At 61.1% G+C, this 19,465-nt stretch carries 15 protein-coding genes; 9 read left to right on the top strand and 6 right to left on the bottom strand.

The genetic code is table 11. The annotated features are described in order from the left end of the window. The first annotated feature begins 139 nt into the window (after positions 1–139). Positions 140–1,426 (top strand): L-fucose:H+ symporter permease, encoded by a 1,287-nt coding sequence (fucP, locus tag B0E48_RS09500; RefSeq protein ID WP_077517888.1) that lies wholly within the window; start codon positions 140–142, stop codon positions 1,424–1,426. Continuing rightward, positions 1,426–1,767, top strand: coding sequence for an L-rhamnose mutarotase (locus B0E48_RS09505; protein ID WP_077517889.1), 342 nt, complete (start codon positions 1,426–1,428; stop codon positions 1,765–1,767). Before fucP ends, B0E48_RS09505 begins: the two co-directional genes overlap by 1 nt. A 132-nt stretch (positions 1,768–1,899) precedes the next feature. On the opposite strand, the gene B0E48_RS09510 is transcribed toward B0E48_RS09505, so the two are convergent. From B0E48_RS09510 to B0E48_RS09535, 6 genes are all read right to left on the bottom strand, one after another. Beyond that, positions 1,900–3,057 carry an alpha-hydroxy acid oxidase gene (locus B0E48_RS09510; RefSeq protein ID WP_077517890.1) on the bottom strand — a complete coding sequence of 386 codons (1,158 nt, stop codon included), beginning with the start codon at positions 3,055–3,057 and terminating at the stop codon, positions 1,900–1,902. Beyond that, positions 3,054–4,373: an L-fuconate dehydratase gene (locus B0E48_RS09515; protein WP_077517891.1), complete on the bottom strand. Its 1,320-nt coding sequence runs from the start codon at positions 4,371–4,373 to the stop codon at positions 3,054–3,056. The genes B0E48_RS09510 and B0E48_RS09515 overlap by 4 nt, the downstream gene beginning before the upstream one ends. Before the next feature lie 43 nt (positions 4,374–4,416). After that, positions 4,417–5,280, bottom strand: coding sequence for a fumarylacetoacetate hydrolase family protein (locus B0E48_RS09520; RefSeq protein ID WP_077517892.1), 864 nt, complete (start codon positions 5,278–5,280; stop codon positions 4,417–4,419). 17 nt (positions 5,281–5,297) lie between these two features. Then, positions 5,298–6,044 carry an SDR family oxidoreductase gene (locus B0E48_RS09525; protein WP_077517893.1) on the bottom strand — a complete coding sequence of 249 codons (747 nt, stop codon included), beginning with the start codon at positions 6,042–6,044 and terminating at the stop codon, positions 5,298–5,300. Positions 6,045–6,116: 72 nt separating this feature from the next. Continuing rightward, positions 6,117–6,980 (bottom strand): amidohydrolase family protein, encoded by an 864-nt coding sequence (locus tag B0E48_RS09530; protein ID WP_077518376.1) that lies wholly within the window; start codon positions 6,978–6,980, stop codon positions 6,117–6,119. Between the two features lie 8 nt (positions 6,981–6,988). Then, positions 6,989–8,017: an aldo/keto reductase gene (locus tag B0E48_RS09535; protein ID WP_077517894.1), complete on the bottom strand. Its 1,029-nt coding sequence runs from the start codon at positions 8,015–8,017 to the stop codon at positions 6,989–6,991. Between the two features lie 293 nt (positions 8,018–8,310). Between B0E48_RS09535 and B0E48_RS09540 the strand changes: the two genes are divergently transcribed. The 7 genes from B0E48_RS09540 (at position 8,311) to B0E48_RS09570 (ending at position 19,392) form a co-directional block, all read left to right on the top strand. After that, a complete protein-coding gene (locus B0E48_RS09540) occupies positions 8,311–9,483 on the top strand; it encodes a glucokinase (protein WP_077517895.1) in 1,173 nt (390 codons plus the stop codon). Between the two features lie 113 nt (positions 9,484–9,596). After that, on the top strand, positions 9,597–12,221 hold the full coding sequence (locus tag B0E48_RS09545) for a glycoside hydrolase family 3 C-terminal domain-containing protein (RefSeq protein WP_077517896.1): 2,625 nt from the start codon (positions 9,597–9,599) through the stop codon (positions 12,219–12,221). A gap of 26 nt (positions 12,222–12,247) precedes the next feature. Further along, positions 12,248–14,086 (top strand): beta-galactosidase family protein, encoded by a 1,839-nt coding sequence (locus tag B0E48_RS09550; protein ID WP_174566732.1) that lies wholly within the window; start codon positions 12,248–12,250, stop codon positions 14,084–14,086. A 43-nt stretch (positions 14,087–14,129) separates the two neighbouring features. Continuing rightward, entirely contained in the window at positions 14,130–15,197 is a 1,068-nt protein-coding gene (locus B0E48_RS09555; RefSeq protein WP_077517897.1) for a sialidase family protein, read from the top strand. A 327-nt stretch (positions 15,198–15,524) separates the two neighbouring features. Continuing rightward, positions 15,525–16,619: a glucokinase gene (locus B0E48_RS09560; RefSeq protein ID WP_077517898.1), complete on the top strand. Its 1,095-nt coding sequence runs from the start codon at positions 15,525–15,527 to the stop codon at positions 16,617–16,619. Continuing rightward, complete coding sequence (locus B0E48_RS09565) at positions 16,616–18,283, top strand: alpha-L-fucosidase (RefSeq protein WP_254423913.1); 1,668 nt, start codon at positions 16,616–16,618, stop codon at positions 18,281–18,283. Before B0E48_RS09560 ends, B0E48_RS09565 begins: the two co-directional genes overlap by 4 nt. A 20-nt stretch (positions 18,284–18,303) precedes the next feature. After that, complete coding sequence (locus B0E48_RS09570; RefSeq protein WP_254423952.1) at positions 18,304–19,392, top strand: glycosyl hydrolase family 18 protein; 1,089 nt, start codon at positions 18,304–18,306, stop codon at positions 19,390–19,392. Positions 19,393–19,465 lie beyond the last annotated feature (73 nt).

Here is a 19,465-nt window from a genome sequence, read left to right on the forward strand (position 1 = left end):
CGCGTCTTGTCTTGCAGGTGAATTATCGTTTCATATTTGCACATGTCGGTCATGCCGTCACGCTGGTTCCGCAATTCGCGCTCGTGCGCGCCGATGGGAGAAGAGGGTGGCTGTGCAGACGGTTTCAGAAGACCACACCATGCCGATGGCCGGCGCCGCGCCAACCGACCGCCCATCCTGGTTGCCACTGGTCCTGATCGTCAGCCTGTTCTTTCTCTGGGGAGGCGCGAACAATCTCAACGATGTGCTGATCGCGCAATTCAAGAAAGCGTTCGTACTCAGTGATTTTCGCGCCGGGTTGGTGCAGAGCGCGTTCTACCTCGGGTACTTCCTGGTCGCGATGCCGGCGGGCATGTACATGCGTCGCTTCGGCTACAAAAGCGCCGTGGTATTCGGGCTCGCGCTTTACGGTGTGGGTGCACTGTTGTTCTGGCCGGCCGCGGCGTCGTCCACCTATGGCCTGTTTCTGGTCGCCTTGTTCGTGATTGCCAGCGGACTGGCCTTTCTGGAGACATCGGCCAATCCCTTCGTTACCTTGCTCGGCCCGCGAGAAACAGCGACGCGTCGGCTCAATCTGGCACAGGCCTTCAACCCGCTGGGTTCGATCGCGGGCATCCTGATCGGCCAGCATTTCATTTTTTCGGGGGTCGATCATTCGTCTGCCCAGCTGGCGGCGATGAACGTTGCGGAACGTACGGCCTACTACGCCACCGAGACGCGCGCCGTGCAATGGCCGTATCTGGTCATCGGTGTCGTGGTCTTGGGCTGGGCCATGCTGGTCCTGCTGACACGTTTTCCAAGGACGACGGCGACTCACGGCGCGTCAGCATCGGCGGGCGGGGGCCGGGTGCTGCGCGCGTTGCTGCGCGACCGGCGTTTCGTCGGTGCGTTGTTCGCGCAGTTCTTCTACGTCGGTGCGCAGGTAGGTGTATGGAGTTACACCATTCGTTATGTGCAGGCCACGATGCCGGGTACGTCATCCAGGGATGCCGCCAATTTCCTCACCGCGGGGCTGCTGAGTTTCATGGTGGGACGTTTTGCGGGTACCGCGCTGATGAAATATCTGGCCCCGGTGCGGCTGTTGATGGCGTTCGCCGCAGTGAATATCGCATTGACTCTGTTTGCCGTGTTCCAGCCGGGCATCCACGGCGCCTATGCGCTCGTGGCGTGCAGCTTTTTCATGTCGGTGATGTACCCGACGGTGTTTGCCCTGGGCGTGGAAGGACGCGGCGACGACGAGCGCAAACTCGGTTCGGCGTTGCTCGTCATGACCATTATTGGCGGTGCGGTGCTTACCGCGCTGATGGGCGCGGTATCCGACCTGAGCAGCATGGCGTGGGCGATGACCGTGCCTGCGTGCAGTTTCATGGTGGTGCTGCTGTTCGCCTGGCAGCGACATCGACATCCCGTGGAGAGTAACGGCTGATGTCACGTCATTACTATGCGTTGGATTTGCGTGACGATGCCGCCGCCATCGCCGAATACGAACGCTTGCATCGACCGGGAAATGTCTGGCCCGAGATCATCGCGTCGATCCGTGCGTCGGGGATAGAGAAGATGGAAATCTTTCGTACCGGGAATCGGTTGGTGATGGTGGTGCAGGTAGCGGATGGCTACGATGCATCGGCTAGGCGCGATGCAGACGATCCGAAAACGCAAGTGTGGGAGGCGCTGATGGATCGCTATCAGCAGCGCTTGCCGTGGGCTGAGGCAGGGCAGAAGTGGGTGCCCATGACGCGCATTTTTTCGCTGACGTCGATGAAATGAGCGCAGCGAATCCCGACATGCTCGGCGTATCTCGTGTTGATTCGCGTCGAGATTCAACCAGGTATCGTCGTCATTCCGGCTTTCCCAGGAATGATGGGAAATTCGCCTCTCGGCTGTGAACACTGCCGATTTTCAGCGCATTCCAGCATCGCCACGCCAGATCACATCGGCCGAAATAGCACGTACATCCGTCTGCCCGGTCAAGGCCATGCTCACGCTCAATTCGCGGCGAATCAGCTCGATCGCCTGCGTCACGCCGGCCTCACCGTTCGCACCCAGGCCATAAAGAAAGGCTTTGCCGATCAACCCGGCATGCGCCCCGCAGGCCAGCGCCTTGAGCAAATCCTGGCCGCTGAGAATGCCGCCATCAAACAGCACCTGCAGGCGATCGCCGACCGCCTGCACGATGGAGGGCAGCACCTCGATGCTGGCCGGCGCACCATCCAGCTGACGGCCGCCGTGATTGGACACGACGATGGCGTCGACGCCATGGTCCGCCGCGATACGGGCATCTTCCGGATCGAGTATGCCTTTGATGATCAACTTGCCGGGCCACAGCGCGCGGATCCATTCGAGGTCTTCCCAGGTCAGGGTCGGATCAAACTGCTTGGCGATCCACTGCGCCAGCGTGGAGAGGCTGTCGGTATTCTCGATACGTCCCTTCAAGTTGCCGAACGAGCGACTGGGCGCGTGCAACATGCTCCAGGCCCAGCGTGGCTTGCTGAGCATGTCGAACAGATTGTGCAAGGTAATCCGCGGCGGCACCGACAAACCGTTCTTGATCTCGCGATGACGTTGGCCTTGCACGGTCAAGTCAGCGGTCAGCATCAGCGCACTGCAACCGACGGCCTTGGCGCGCTCGATCAGTTCGCGCGTAAAGCCGCGATCGCGCATGACGTACACCTGGAACCAGAACGGGGTCTTCACCGCGTCGCGTACTTGTTCGATCGAGCAGATCGACACCGTACTCAGACAGAACGGGATGCCGGCCTTCGCGGCGGCGCGTGCGCCGAGAATCTCGCCGCCGCCGCGCTGCAGGCCGGTGAGGCCGGTCGGGGCAATCGCCAGCGGCATCGATACCGGCTGGCCGACAATGTCGGTCGCCAGCGATCGGTTGTCGACGTTGCGCATCACCCGTTGCCGCAGGCTTATCCGCGCCAGCGCCGCGTGATTCGCCCGCAAGGTGGTTTCTTCGTACGAGCCGCGATCGGCGTATTCGAAGAAGGCACGCGGAACGCGGCGCCTGGCCAGTTCACGCAAATCGGCAACGCTGGTGACGGGAGTGGTCATTGCGCCCTTGCCACATCGACTGGTTCGCGCCACGCAGGACCATCCGGGTAACGATAGTGCGCCAGCGTGCTCGCATGCATTTTTGCGGAAAAGCCCGGCGACTCGGGTGCGATATAACAGCCATGGCGAATGACCACAGGGTCGACGAAATGCTCGTGCAGATGATCGACGAACTCGATCGCGCGATCGTCCTTTTTGCCGCTGATCGCCACGAAATCGGCCATCGCCAGGTGTTGCACCAATTCGCACAAGCCGACGCCGCCGGCGTGCGGAAACACGCGTACACCGAATTTGGCGGCCAGCAGCAGGATGGCCAGGTTTTCGTTGACGCCACCGACACGGGCGGCGTCGATCTGCACGAGGTCGACTGCGCCAGCCTGGAACAGCTGCTTGAACATGACACGGTTGTGGGTGTGCTCGCCGGTTGAAATCGGTACCGACGCAACGGCGCGGCGGATCGCGGCGTGGCCGAGTATGTCGTCCGGGCTGGTGGGCTCCTCGGCCCATGCGATGCGCACGTCCGACAGGCGTTGCAACCACGCAATGGCGTCACGCACATCCCAGCGCTGGTTGGCATCGACGGCGATGCCAACGTCGGGTCCGACCGTTTCGCGCGCGAGTCGGCAACGACGCACGTCGTCTTCCACATTCATGCCTACCTTGAGCTTGATGGTACGAAAGCCCGCGGCAACCGCCTCGCGTGCGAGGCGCTGCATTTTTTCATCGGCATAACCCAGCCAGCCCGGCGACGTGGTGTAGGCCGGATAGCCTTCGGCAAGCAACTGCGCAATGCGCTGTGTCTTGCTGGTGGCCGCTGCGTGGAGCATAGCCAGTGCCTCACCCGGCGTGAGCGCGTCGGTGAGATAACGGAAATCGATGGTTGCGACCAACTGCTCGGGCGTCATGTCCGCGATGAAGCGCCATAACGGTTTGGCCGCCATGCGCGCGGCGAGATCCCAGGCGGCGTTGATCACGGCACCGATGGCCATGTGCATCACACCTTTTTCAGGGCCGAGCCAGCGCAATTGGGAGTCGCCGACCAGACGCTTTGCGAAGCCGCCCAGATCGCCGATCACTTCGTCGAGGTTGAGCCCCAGAACATGGTGAGCCAGGGCGTCGATGGCTACTTTCTGTACGTCGTTGCCGCGGCCGATGGTGAACGCGAAGCCGTAACCGTCCATGCCGGGTTGATCGGTGCGCATGACGACGTAGGCAGCCGAGTAGTCCGGGTCGGGATTCATCGCATCCGAGCCATCCAGCTCCCGAGAGGTCGGAAAGCGGACATCGTAAGTGTCCAAAGCCGTGATCTTTGTCATGCAGTGACCTTTCCAGAGTAAACGGTGTGCAACATCGTCAGAGTCATGCCGCGTGCTCGTCGGAGGGATGTGCGCGAACCTGCTGGCGCTGTCGCCCGAGCCCATCAATGCCGAGTTCGATCACGTCGCCAGGGCGTAGATAGATCTGGGGTTTTTGTCCGAGGCCAACGCCCGAAGGCGTACCCGTGCTGATGACGTCGCCAGGCAACAGAGTCATGTATCGGCTGATGTGGCTCACCAGTGTGGCCACGTTGAATATCATCGTGCGTGTATGCCCGTTCTGGTAACGGTGCCCGTTGACCTCCAACCAAAGGTGGAGATTCTGCGGATCGGGAACCTCATCGGTAGTCACCAGGCATGGGCCGAGTGGTCCGAACGTGTCGCAGCTTTTGCCTTTGACCCATTGGCCGCCGTGGTCGAACTGGAACGCGCGCTCGGACAGGTCGTTCACCACGAGATAGCCGGCGACATGCGCGAGTGCGTTCTCGACCGAGATGCTACGGGCTGTCTCGCCGATGACAACGCCAAGCTCCACTTCCCAGTCGGTCTTGAGGGAGCCCTGCGGAATGATCACGTCATCGTTGGGACCCATGATCGCGCTGGTGGCTTTCATGAAGAGCACTGGCTGTTCGGGCACCTGCGCGTTGGTTTCCGCGGCGTGTTCGGCGTAGTTCATGCCGACGCAGATCATCTTGCTGACATGCGACAGTGGCGTGCCGTAGCGAGGTTGGCCAGCTACAGCGGGCAGTGTTTGCGGGTTGATTGCCGCGATGCGCGCAAGGCCATCGCGGCCAAGCACGTTTGCATCGATGTCGTTGATGATGGCCGAAAGGTCACGAAGCATGCCAGCTTCGTCAATGAGGCCGGGCTTTTCCTTGCCGGGAGCACCGTAACGTACCAGTTTCATGCATGCGCCCCTTGCGCTCAGTTGGACCAGCCACCGTCCACGACGTGGATGGTGCCGGTGGTGAAGGCGGATTCGTCGGATGCCAGATACAACGCCAGTGCAGCGATTTCCTCGGGCTCACCCAGACGTCCCATCGGTTGGCGCTCGGCGAAGCTTCGCCAGTGAGCCGCTTCGTCGCCGCCGAGCGCGCGTACGCGCCCGGTCAGCGACGGTGTTTTCACCGTACCCGGACAGATCGCGTTGCAGCGCACGCCGCGCGCGACGAAATCCGCAGCGATTGAACGGGTCAGGCCGATCACGGCGCCCTTGGTGGCGCCATAAGCAAAACGGTTCGGTACGCCTTTGACGCTGGAGGCGACCGATGCCATGTTGATGATGCTGCCCTTGCCGCGCTCGAGCATGCCGGGAAGTACGGCCTTGCACAGATGGAACATGCTGTCGACATTGATCGCGAACGAGCGACGCCAGCTGTCATCGTCGGTATCCAGGATGCTTCCCGCGTGTACGTAGCCGGCACAGTTGAACAACACATCGAATGGACCGGATGTACTGACCAATGCTGCGATGCTGTCCGCATCGGTCACGTCCAGCACCTTGGTGGCGAGCGATGGATGCTCTGCCATCAGGCTGGCGAGCGCGCTGCTATCGATATCGGTGGCGAGGACCTGGGCACCGGCCTGCGCAAAGGCGAGGGCAGTAGCATGACCGATGCCGGCGCCCGCCGCCGTGACAAGTGCACGCTTGCCGGATAGACGCCCACTCATGCGGCATCTCCTTTGGCATCGCTTTTATCCCGGATGCGAAACGATGTGGCAGGCATGATCATGGCGGTGCTCCTACATATGGTTCGGAACGAGAGAGTCGATATCCAGTGCGTAAAAACGCACCGCGTTGGCGGCGAATACATCCGCCTGCGAGCCTGATGAGTAGCGCTCGGTCAGCATCTTGGCCATACGAAGCCAGTGGCCAAAGTCGGCATGTGTCGTGAGCACAGGCCAGTCGCTTCCCCACATCAGTCGCTTCGAGCCGAAGTGCGCAAACAGAGCGTCTACATATGGTTCTATCGCGTCGTCATGGACGGGTTCGTCGAGAAGCGTGAGCAGGCCTGACAGCTTGCAGTGAAGCTGAGGGTGCTGGGCCAACTCGTCGATCCAGCGAACCCACGGATCGAACCCGCCGCTGGCAATGGCTGGCTTGCCCGCGTGGTCGAGCACAACACTTAATTGCGGGTTTCGTTGCAGTCGACGACGAAGCGCGGGCCATTGCGGCATGCCGACCAGCGCATCAAAGGCCACGCCGCAATCCTGCATGCAATCGAAAGCGCGATCGAGCGATGGCTTTGCCAGCCAGTCCGGATCGGCGATGTCCTGGGCCATCGGGCGCAATCCGCATAGCAGTCCGTCACCGTCGCGAATCAGGGCATCGATGCGAGCGCCCACGTCGGGGGATTCCAGATCGACCCAGCCGACAACCCCGGCGACGGCGGGGTCGAGACGCGCCAGTTCAAACAGGTAGCGTGTTTCTTCCTCGGTGGGTGCGGCTTGCACGAGCACGCTGAACTTGACGCCTGCAGCTTCCCGTTGCGCGCATAGATCGACCGGCAGAAAAGCCTGGCGCAATGCCATCGGCGCCTGCGCCAGCCAACCATAATCGCCGCGCGCTGGCTGCCAATAGTGTTGATGCGCATCGACAACCGTCAGGGCGTTGGTCATGGCGTGGGACTACCACTCAGGATCAAGCCGGCCTCGCGCAAGGCGCGCCATGTTTCGGCAGGCACATTGGCTTGCATGCGGGCGCTGGCACTGTCGACTTCCGCCACGGAGCGCAAGCCGCACACCACACTTGCCACGGCAGGGTGTGCCAGCGGGAATTGCAATGCCGCCGCACCCACCTCGGTGCGGGTACGGGCGAGGATCTCGTAGTAGCGCCGCGCTCTTTCGAGAGTGGCGTCATCGGCCAGAGCGTAGTTGTAGAAATTGCCCGGACCATTCGTTCCGCCAAGCAGGCCCGAGTTGTAAGGGCCGGCGGCGAGAATGGCGACACCACGCGCCTGTGCCTGCGCCATCACGCCTTCGCTGTGCTGCTGTTCGAATAGCGTGTAACGTCCGGCCAGCATGATGGTGTCCAGCGGGAATCGCGGCATCACCTCAAGGCACACCGCCTCTTCGTTGACGCCGATGCCGATGGCATCGCAGACGCCTTGCGCACGCAACTCCGCCATCGCTGGCAGTGCTTCATCCAGTGCCTGACGGAGCACCGAAGTATGGCTCGCTCCGTGCGTCAGCACGCCGATGTCGTGCAGCAGCAGGACGTCGACATGATCGGTGCGCAGACGACTCAGGCTTGCCTCGAGCGAACGCAGGATGCCGTCGCGGCTGTAATCAAAATGGGCGTATCGACCATCGACGATGAAGCCATCGGTGTGGCTCGTATGGCGGTGATCGATGTCGATGATGCGGCCGACCTTGGTCGACAGCGTAAAGCTGTCGCGCGGCAGACGACCCAACGCAGCGCCCAACCGGCTCTCGCTCAGGCCATAGCCGTAGTAGGGCGCGGTATCGAAGTGTCGGATGCCTCGTTGCCATGCATGCGCAATGGCCGCCACGGCCGCGTCGTCGTCCACCGACTCGTACAGGTTGCCGACTGGCGCACCGCCGAATGACAACGGTGACCGCAGCTCACCCCTCCGTCGATCTTTGACGGTGTCCGGACCCGGCCTGGTTGTCGCTTGCGTCATGCCGCCCTCGCGCTGACCTCGGAAGCCGCCTTTTGAGAGGGGCTTTCCACCTCCTGCCAAGACGTAATTTGCGCATGATCGCGCATCTGATTTGCTGTGTATATATAAACATTGAATTTACAGGTGCCTGTGGCGAGGCTGTGATGGGCATCGAAAAAAAAGATTGCATTTTGAATTATCACGATCTAAAACATATATGAAATGCTATTTCGCTGATAAACACTGACTGGATCGTCTGGGCCAGATCCGTCGGTCCGAGCGGTTTGACTCGCAGCAGATACAGGTGCGCGCACATGTCATTGCCAATGAAAAAGCCGGGTCAACCGGGCGAGTCCCCCCATCCGTCAAGGGTTCAGATCCGCCAAGGGTTCAGCCGCATGCTTGAGATGTCTGCGGCCACGCCGCCCGCGGGTCCGTTTGAGCATGGGTCGGACGATTTGGGTACTGCTTTGATAGGCCCATCCGCCTCTACCCGCGCAGGAGCGTTTCTTGCGGCGGACGTGGGGGGCACGCATGCGCGCCTGGGGCTTGTCGCGCCGAATGCGAAGGAGGGCGAGGTGGAGATCCTTGCCTATCGGACTTATCGCTGCAGCGACCATCCACACATGGAGGACATCGCCCGCTGTTTCTGCGAAGAGTTTGGTGTGCAGCCACGAGTACTGGTGCTCGCATGCGCCGGCTATATGCATGCCGGGTCCGTGATCAACAAGAATCTCCCATGGCCCGTGATGCCTCGGATGATGAAAGAGGCGCTGGAGCTCGATAACGTCACCCTCCTCAACGACCTCGAAGCACTCGCTTACGCAGTAGGGCACATTGATTCCCTCGGCGCGACGACGCTGAAGGCACCGATGATGTCCGTGCGGGAAGCCGGCCCCATCGTCATCCTTGGCCCGGGTACCGGACTTGGTGCTGCCGTATGGTTTCCCGGTCAACCGCCGCGTGTAATGGCGACCGAGGCTGGTCAGATCCAACTGGCTGCGCGAGTCGGTATCGAACAGCAGGTGCTGGCGCAATTGGCGCAGGCTGACAGTCACGTGTCCTACGAAGCGGTGCTTTCCGGACCAGGCCTGCATCGCCTCTATGTCGCACTGTGCGCTATACGCGACCGCTACCCGTCCCTTGACGAGCCCGTCGCCGTTGCATCCGCAGCACTCGCTGGTGGCGACGACGTCGCTCGCGAGGCACTCACGTTGTTTTGTGGTTGGCTCGGGTCCTTTGCAGCGGATCTGGCCATGCTCTACGGCGCGACGGGTGGCATCTGTCTGGTCGGTGGTCTTCTTTCGCAAATGATCGATTTCTTGCAAGGGAGTCCCTTCATCGATCGGTTCCTCGACAAAGGTGTGATGCGCCCGTTTTTGCAAAAGGTCCCTATTCGCGTCATGGAGCGCGGTCGACACGGTGTCATCGGTGCCGCCAGCTGGCATCTCGATAATCGAGTCGACGTCGAGGGTCTCAGGCTTTAGTTCCCCGCGCCGATCGCGGCCAATCAGCTCCCTCGCTATTGGTCGCGATCGGTGTTTTTTTGCGCATTAGATCCGAAAATTTGGGGCGAACTGCCTGTGACACAGCACTGACCATGAAAACTTTCCGCGTCACCTTGATCTTGCGCGCGCTGCTGCTGGGGATAGGTGGCGTGGCGGTGTTCGGTACGCATGCATTTCCTTTGGCCGAGGATGGTCAAGCGCAAGCCGAAGCACTGATTGCCAAGATGACGCTGGCGGAAAAGATTTCGCAAACGCAGAGCGGCGCACCTGCCATACCGCGACTTGGCGTCACGGCCTACGATTGGTGGAGCGAGGGTTTGCACGGCATCGCTCGCAACGGCTATGCCACCGTATTTCCGCAGGCGATTGGTCTCGCCGCGAGTTGGGATTCCAGTCTGCTGAATCAGGTCGGTGCCACGATTTCTGTCGAGGCGCGGGCCAAATTCAATGCGGTGGGTGCGACGCGCGATCATGCCCGGTACCGAGGCCTGACCATCTGGTCGCCCAACATCAATATCTTTCGCGATCCGCGCTGGGGCCGGGGGCAGGAGACGTACGGCGAGGATCCGTATCTCACCGGTCAGCTTGCCGTGGGGTTCATTCGCGGCATCCAGGGCGATGATCCAGACCATCCGCGCGCGATCGCCACACCCAAGCATCTGGTCGTGCACAGTGGGCCGGAATCCGGTCGCCACGGCTTCGACGTCGATGTTTCGCCCTACGATTTCGCGTCGACGTATACACCCGCCTTTCGTGCAGCGATTACCGAGGGACACGCGGGTTCCGTCATGTGCGCGTACAACGCTTTGCACGGCGTTCCTGCGTGCGCCGACGACGTGTTGTTGACCACACTGCTGCGCCACGATTGGGGCTTCAAGGGTTATGTCGTATCCGATTGCGATGCAGTCGACGACATGACCAGGTTTCACTATTTCAAATCCGATAACGCCCAGTCGTCCGCGGCCGCCATCCAGGCCGGTACCGATCTCGATTGCGGTAACGCCTATGCCGAACTGCTTGACGCCGTATCCATGGGCTACGTCAAGGAGTCGGTCATCGACACGGCGCTCACACGGTTGTTTTCCGCACGCTACAAATTGGGCGAGTGGGGTGCGAGGGGCAGCGATCCGTATGCGAGCATCGGTCCCGATCAGGTGGATAGTCCGGCCCATCGCCAGCTTGCCTTGCAGGCGGCACTCGAATCGATGGTGTTGCTGAAAAATGCGCATGGCACGTTGCCGTTACGCGATGGGATGCATCTGGCCGTGATCGGACCCAACGCCGACACCCTGGAGACGCTCGAGGCGAATTACCACGGTACCGCGCGCGCGCCCATAACACCGCTGCAGGGTTTGCGTCAGCGCTTAGGCGCGCGGTACATCGGCTATGCGCAGGGTGCCCCGATCGCCGATGGCGTACCGGTGCCGATTCCAGAAACCGCGTTACGCACCACGGCGCACACGGAAACCGGTCTGCTGGGCGAGTACTTCGACCGCCTCGATTTCAGCGGTACGCCACAGGTGACCCGTACCGATCGCGTCATCGATTTCGATTGGGACCATGTGGCGCCCGCGGACGGCATGCGTGCCGATCGCTACGCCGTACGCTGGAGTGGTGAACTGACTCCTCCGGGACCCGGCGATTACACCTTGGCGGTGCACGTCGATCGTTGCTTTGATTGCACGGGGCACGATCCAGTACGCCTGTACATCGATGGGCGCCTGGCGATCGACGATGACGGTGACGATAAACACATGCAGGCGACGCTGCATTTCGCCGACACCCATCCCCACGCTGTTCGCCTCGAACTCGTGCATAGCGGACAGGACCAGGGCATACGCCTGCAATGGCTGGCGCCTGCCCAGGCGCAACAGGCAGAAGCAGAAGCCGTCGTGCAACGTGCGGATGCCGTCGTCGCCTTCGTCGGACTGTCGCCGGATGTCGAAGGCGAGGAGCTGAAGGTCGACGCGCCGGGTTTCAGCGGCGGTGACCGTACCGACATTGCGTTGCCAGTACTTCAGCGGAACCTGCTTGAGCAGGTGGCTGCCAGTGGCAAGCCATTGGTGGTGGTCTTGATGTCGGGGAGCGCGGTGGCACTGAATTGGGCGAAAGCCCATGCCGATGCGATCCTTGTCGCCTGGTATCCCGGTGAATCGGGTGGCCTCGCGGTTGCCCAGACCCTGGCTGGCGACTACAACCCGGGCGGCCGCTTGCCGGTGACGTTCTATCGCTCGACCAACGATCTGCCGCCGTTCGTCAGCTATGCCATGCAGGGACGCACTTATCGCTACTTCACGGGCACGCCGCTTTATCCGTTCGGTTACGGCTTGAGCTACACGCACTTCGCGTATAGCAAACCCGAGGTATCGACAGCCGAATTGCACGCGGGCGCATCGCTGACAGTCAGCGCGACTGTTCGCAATGAAGGCATGCACGCTGGCGACGAAGTCGTGCAGGTTTATCTGGATGCCATGGATTCAGCGCTGGCCCCTCGCCATGCCCTGGTGGGCTTTCGTCGCATACACCTGGCTGCTGGTGAAAGCCGGCGTGTGAGATTCGAGCTTGCCCCACGCCAGCTGAGCAGTGTCGATGCAAAGGGTGACCGTGCCGTGGAGGCTGGCCACTACCGTCTGTTTGTCGGCGGCGGCCAACCAGAGGATAGCCAGGGCGTCACTACTGCATTTGCCGTGACTGGCCATGAGGCACTCTCCCATTGAACGTCGAGCATGTCGCCGGAAAAAACGTGCGCAAGACGACCTCTGTGATGGCCGCATGGATTCTTGGTGTGGCGATTTTGCCAGGCATACCGGTCATCGCGATGGCCACGACACCCGTCACCATCGAAGGCAATCATTTTGTGCAGGCACGAAAGCCGCACCAGATCATTTCCGGATCGATGGATTTCCAGCGCATACCGCAAGCGTACTGGCGCGACCGCCTTCAAAAGGCGCGCGCCATGGGCTTGAACACGATCACCACGTACGTGTACTGGAATGCCATCGAGCAGCAGCCGGGGCAATTCGATTTCAGCGGACGCAATGACATCGTGGCCTTTATGCGCCTTGCGCAGGAACAGGGTCTCGATGTCATTCTTCGCCCTGGTCCGTATGTCTGTGCAGAGTGGGAGGCGGGTGGATTTCCGTCATGGCTGTTCGCCGATCCGTACCTGCATGTGCGTACGCAGGACCCGGCGTTCTTGCAAGCGGTCGACAAGTATTTCCAGCGCCTTGGCAGGGAAGTCGCGCCATGGTTGGCCATCCATGGCGGACCGATCATCGCCGTGCAGATTGAAAACGAATATGGCTCATATGGCAATGATCGGCTTTACATGGAGGATATTCATCACGCGTTGATCCGCGTAGGTCTGGGCGGTGATCTGATGTTTACCTCCGACGGTGCCGACGAACTGAGTAACGACGCGCTACCGGGTGTGCTGGCCGTGATCAACTTCGGTACGGGTGAAGCCAAAAACGAATTCCCGAAGCTTGAGAAATTTCGCCCTGGCCAACCGATGATGGCCGGTGAATACTGGGCCGGTTGGTTCGATCAATGGGGAGGGACGCACGCGCACACGGATGCTGAGGTACAGGCCAAAGAACTGACCTGGATGCTGGGGCATGGCTATTCGGTAAACATCTATATGTTCGCGGGCGGTACCACCTTCGGCTTTATGAATGGCGCCAACTTCCAGAGTGATCCTGCCGATCATTACGCGCCGCAGACCACCAGTTACGACTATGACGCGGCGCTGGACGAAGCAGGTCGGCCCACGCCGAAGTTCGCTCAATTCCGCGACCTCATCTCCAAGGTTACGGGCATCACGCCGCCACCGCTGCCGCCGCCCATACCCTTCATGCAGGTGCCCGAATTCGCACTGGAGGAATCGGCATCGCTATGGGATAACCTCCCGGCGCCGCTGGCGGCAGATCAGCCACAGTCGATGGAGCACTTCGGCCAGGATTACGGTTACATCCTTTATCGCACGCAGATCAGTGGCCCCGTTTCCGGACAGCTCTATCTTGGTGAGGTGCGCGACTACGCTACGGTCTATGTCGATCAGAAACTGATCGGCACCGTCGATCGGCGTCTCAAGCAAGTCGCCGTGGAGACCACGATCGGCGCCGGCCCGCATTCGATCGATGTGCTGGTCGAAAACACCGGCCGCGTCAACTACGGACCGCGCCTTGAAGACGGCCGTGCCGGTCTTGTCGATCCGGTGTTATTAAACGGCAACGTACTGCATGGCTGGCAGGTTTATCCGCTGCCGATGCGTTCGCCGGACGCGCTTCGCGGATGGAAAACTCAAGCAGTGGATGGCCCTGCATTTCATCGTGGTCGTTTCAGTGAGGTGGTTCTCGCCGATACCTATCTGGATGTCTCCGCCTTCAGCAAGGGATTCATGTGGGTTAACGGGCATAACCTTGGCCGCATCTGGGACATCGGTCCGCAGCGCTCGCTGTATCTGCCAGCACCATGGCTCAAGCGAGGCGATAACACCGCAGTGGTTTTCGATCTGCAAGCTTCCCGACGTCCCGTGCTGCGCGGTCTTGTGCAGCCGCTTTGGTCGAAGCCAGCGGGTTAGGTGCGTGAGGGTATCCCGATGGGCCATTCAATTCGGTTTGGGAATGCTCGGAATTCCCGCGCTTGGGTCTGCAGCAAATTCCGATCCTGTTCTTCTTCGCGAGTTCATCAGCACATCTCCACCAACCCGACAGAGCCATGCATCGACGATCGTCGAAACGCCTGAAGGGCTTGTCGTGGCATGGTTCGGTGGCAAGCAGGAGCGCGACCCAGGCGTCGGCATCTGGGTGGCACGACAAACGAAGGGGCGTTGGAGCGTGCCAGTCGAAGTGGCCGACGGCCAACAACCCGCGGGACGACGCGAGCCTGCCTGGAATCCCGTTTTATTCCGCCCTCGCAGCGGGCCATTGATGCTCCTTTACAAGGTCGGCCCCGATCCACAGCATTGGTGGGGCATGCTCAAGACATCGACCGACAACGGAGTGCATTGGTCCAACGCACAACGGCTTCCGCACGGCGTGCTGGGCCCGATCAAGAACAAGCCCGTGCAACTTGCCGATGGCAGCATCGTCAGTCCATCGAGCACGGAGCAGGGTGATTGGCGCATTCATTTCGAGCGTTCGACTGATCTGGGTAAAACGTGGCGGCGCAATCTGCCGATCGACAACCCCGATGGCATCGAAGCCATCCAGCCAAGCTTGCTGCCATGGCATGATGGCGATCTTCAGGCGATAGGCCGTACCCGACAGGACCGTCTTTTCACGACGCGCTCTACCGATAACGGGCGCACGTGGTCTGCGCTGAAGCTGCTGGATGTGCCGAATCCGAATTCTGGCATCGATGCCGTGTTATTGGCCGATGGCCGCGCACTGCTGGTCTACAACCCCGCGACGCACGGGAAAAACTGGTGGGATGGACGAGGAGTGCTTGCTGTCGCCCTCTCAAGCGATGGCGAGCATTGGAAGCGTGTACTGACGCTGGAAACGAATCTCCGCGCCGAGTTTTCCTATCCGGCGACCATCCAGACCAGCGACGGGATGGTGCACATTACTTATACGTGGGAGCGGTTGCGCGTTGCACACGTGGTTCTGGATCCCGGAAGCTATGATTCGTACCGGTTCGCATCCCCTCTTTTGAACTACGGGAGGCGGCGACAACGACGGCCCTGCTGAGGTTCTTTTTCGCCTGTACCGTCCCTCAATAAATCGGGCGCGGGCGTCCCGGGCGCGTGCATAAAACAATGATTTATAGGCAATCGCGCCGCAATGGGCCGTGATTTGAAAATTTCTGTTGCGGTGCGACTTGCCTCGATCTAAATTCGGCCTATAAGCTCTTTGCACCTAAATATGAATTAGATATTCACATATGAAATCGGCGCATGGGCTGGGGATGACCCAGAGCGGCCGTCGGGGATCACCGGGAGAGGAAATGCAGAGCCCGATCAAGCTGCGTCAAGATGCAACGGTTCCGTCCTGTCAGGGCACCGGACCGCATCGCGCATGAAGAGCGGCTGCCAGCGTTATAGCCAGGCCGCGGATACCTATCCCCTGTCGTCCGGCGCCGCGCAGGAAGCAGCCACGTCATTTGGAGCTGCGGTTTCGTTTTCCGGCGAACCCTTCCTTGCCGCCGATGTAGGTGGCACCCACGCGCGCATAGGGTTGATGGCGTTTCGACCGGGTCAACCCGCGCCCGTTGTGCTTGCCTACCACGTGTACAAGTGCGCCGAGTACGCGGGCCTGGAAGCCATCGTGCGCGTGTTCTGCGATGAGAAGGCGACCAAGGCGTACCGCCTTGTGCTCGCTTGCGCGGGCTTTTTGCATGAAGGCAGCGTCGTCAACAGCAACCTGCAGTGGCCGATCGTACCCGCTGCGCTCGAAAAGGCGGCGGGGCTGAACGACATCCAGGTACTCAACGATTTTGAAGCGCTGGCCTATGGCACGGCCTACCTGGATGCGAGCAGCGTCACTCCGCTGCATAACCCGCGACGGGATGAAGAAACCGCCACCGGTTCCGTGGTCATCGTGGGCCCCGGTACCGGGCTCGGCGTCGCGGTGCGTCTGCCCGGTGCACAGCCGAAGGTGCTGGCGACCGAAGCCGGGCATATCCAGCTGGCTGCTCGCGTGGGACGCGAGCAGCAGGTGCTGGCCGAGCTGACGCAAGACGACACACATGTCCCCTATGACCATGTGTTGTCCGGTCCCGGACTGTTGCGCCTTTATGGCGCGTTATGCCGTATCAAGCAATTACCCGTCGTGTTCCACGAACCCGCCGCGATCACTGACGCGGCATGTGCTGGCACGAATGCGGTGGCGGTGGAGACCTTGCAGCTGTTCTGTGGATGGCTCGGTTCTTTCCTCGGCGATTTGGCGATGCTGTATGGCGCCACCGGCGGCATCTACCTCGCGGGAGGGTTTCTTTCGCGCATGACCGCGTTTGTTGAAAAGAGTACGTTCACCAGTCGTTTTCTCGACAAGGGCGTGATGCGCCCGTTTCTGCAAACCATTCCCGTCCACGTGGTGGATCACGCGCAGCTCGGTGTCATCGGTGCGGCGAGTTGGCTGATGTGTCGCGAAACAGAGGGCAAAACCGCATGAGCAAGAGACTGTCGGGAATATCGATGACAACGCGTGTGCGCAAGCTGCGCCGTGTAGGCCTATGCCTGGGCTTCGTTGTTGCGTGCTGCGGCATGACGGCCGCCGTGGCTGCCGATGGCACGCATGCCATGACGCCGCCGGATGCGGCGACGATCGAACAACAATGGGTGGCGGCCAACCGTCCTTACGACAATGCACGCCAGGCCATCCTTGCACAGACGCACAAGGTCGCCTGGCAAGGGCCCATGCAACCGGATTGGCAGAGCCTGACCGGATACAGCACGCCGGAATGGTATCGGGACGCCAAGTTCGGCATCTTCATCCACTGGGGCGTGTACTCGGTGGCGGCGTACAAGGGCGAGTGGTATCCGCGTCATATGTACGAGCGTACCGGCGAGTACGCCAACTATTACCAGCATCAGGTGGCTACCTATGGCCCGATGCCCGAGGTCGGTTACAAGGATCTGATCCCGCGCTTCAAGGCCGAGCGCTTCGATCCGCAGGCCTGGGCAAAGTTGTTCCACGAAGCCGGTGCGCGCTACGTGGTTCCGGTCGCCGAGCACCATGACGGTTTCGCCATGTACGACTCGAAGCTGTCGGACTGGACCGCGGTGAAGATGGGGCCGCACCGCGACGTGATCGGCGAACTGGCCAAGGCGATCCGCGCGCAGGGCATGAAGCTGGGCCTGTCGTCGCATCGGGCCGAGCACGACTGGTTCTATGAATACGGGCGCACGTTCAATTCCGACGTCAACGATCCGCGCTATGCCGCACTGTATGGCCCGGCGCATCCGTCGGAATCGGCCAAGGGCGAAGACGGTCAGGAGGTCGATTGGACGTTTGTGTCCGACGCCTACCTCGACGACTGGCTGGCGCGTTCGTCCGAGATCGTGCAGGACTACCACCCGGACCTGATGTATTTCGACTGGTGGGTCGGTCAGCCGCGTTTCCGCGGCGTGCTGGCCGACTTCGTCGCGTTCTACTACAACCAGGCGGCAGCGCGGAAGCAGCCGGTCGTGCAGTTCTACAAGCTCGACGACATGCGTCCCGGCACCGGCACGATGAACATCGAGCGCGGGCAGGCGGCGGATATCCGCCAGGAGCCGTGGCAGACCGAAACCTCGGTCAGTCCCGATTCGTGGGGGTACGCCGAAGGCGATACCTACAAGTCGCCTGACGAGATCGTGCAGTTGCTCGCCGATGTGGTCAGCAAGAACGGCAACCTGCTGCTCAACATCGGCCCCAAGGCCGACGGCACCATCCCGCCGCAGGCAACGCACATCCTGCAGGCGGTCGGTCAGTGGCTGCATACCAATGGCGAGGCGATCTACGGCACGCGGCCGTGGCGACGCTTTGGTGAAGGCCCGACCCAGGTGGTTGCCGGCACGATGGAGGACACCAAGACCAAACCATACACCGCGGAGGATTTCCGCTTCACCACGAAGGGCTCGCAGCTGTACGCCATCGAGATGGCGTGGCCGACGACGGGCCATGCGCTGATCCATTCGATCGGCCCGGCAATGAAGGTCACTTCGGTGACATCGTTGGCGACCGGCAAGCCGGTCGTCTTCAAACAACAGCCTGATGGCCTGAGCCTCGATTTGCCGGCGCAGCCGGCCGGTGCGCATGTCTATGCGTATCGCATCGGGATGGAAAGTCTCTGATGCGGATGCCTGCGACCATGATGAAACACCTCTTAGTCCTGCTGTGCCTGATCCTGCCGTTCGGTGCATCCGCCCATGCGCCGAGTGCGCTGTTCTACATGCTGGACTCGCAGAAATCGATCGACTCGTTCGTGCATCACGCCGACAAGATCGATGTGCTGGTGCCGACCTGGTACAACGTGGACGAGGACGGTCTGGTCTCCGGACAACCCAATCCCTACGTGATGCAGGTTGCCAAGACGAACGGCGTGGCGGTGATGCCGATCGTTTCGACGGGTGGCGATCGTGCGAAATTCCATCAATTGCTGGGCAACGAGAAGGCCAAGCAGGCGATGATCGCCTCGCTCATCGAGCAGGCTACGCTGCACGGCTTCAGCGGCTTCCAGTTCGATTTCGAGAACATCGCCTGGACCGATCGCGACGCGCTGACGTTGTTGACGAAGCAGACAGCCGAGGCGCTGCACAAGCATGGCCTGCAGTTGTCGATGGCCGTGGTACCCAATGCTCCTGGCTACGCAGGTGGCGGCGCCTTCAGCAAATGGATGTGGGAATACTGGCGCGGCGCCTACGATCTGAAAGCGCTTGCCAAGGTGCTGGACCTGGTCTGCCTGATGACCTACGACCAGCATACGCGCTGGACCACGCCCGGCCCGGTGGCTGGCATGCCATGGACCATGCAGCACCTGAAATACGCGCTTGCGGTGGTGCCGAAGGACAAGCTCTCGCTGGGTATCCCGCTGTACGGCTACCACTGGTATGCCGGCGACCCGGTGCGCGCGGATGGCAAGGAGTCGTCGAACATTTCGGCCGACTACATCGACGCCGACGCATCGCTGCCATTGGCCAAGCAATACGGCGCCACGGTGCAGTGGGATCCGGTCGAACACGAATCCTGGTTCTACTTCTATCGCGACCAGATGCGCGAGTGGGTATTCCTGCCCGACGCGCATGCTTTCCGCGATCGCTATGCGGTGGTGAAGCAGTACAACCTGCAGGGATTCTGTTCCTGGGTACTGGGAGCGGAAGATCCGCAGATTTGGGATGAATTACCTGCAACCCGGCGTCGTTCGTCTCAGGCCAGTTCGGCATCTTCATCCAGACAGCAGTAACCGAGGGCGTGGAGGAGGGTTGAAGGCGGCGTTTGATTTGGATCGATACAGATGTTCATGAGGCCTTCCGTCG

Origin of the sequence: Rhodanobacter sp. C03 (assembly GCF_002001175.1) — a bacterium.
Taxonomy (GTDB): domain Bacteria; phylum Pseudomonadota; class Gammaproteobacteria; order Xanthomonadales; family Rhodanobacteraceae; genus Rhodanobacter.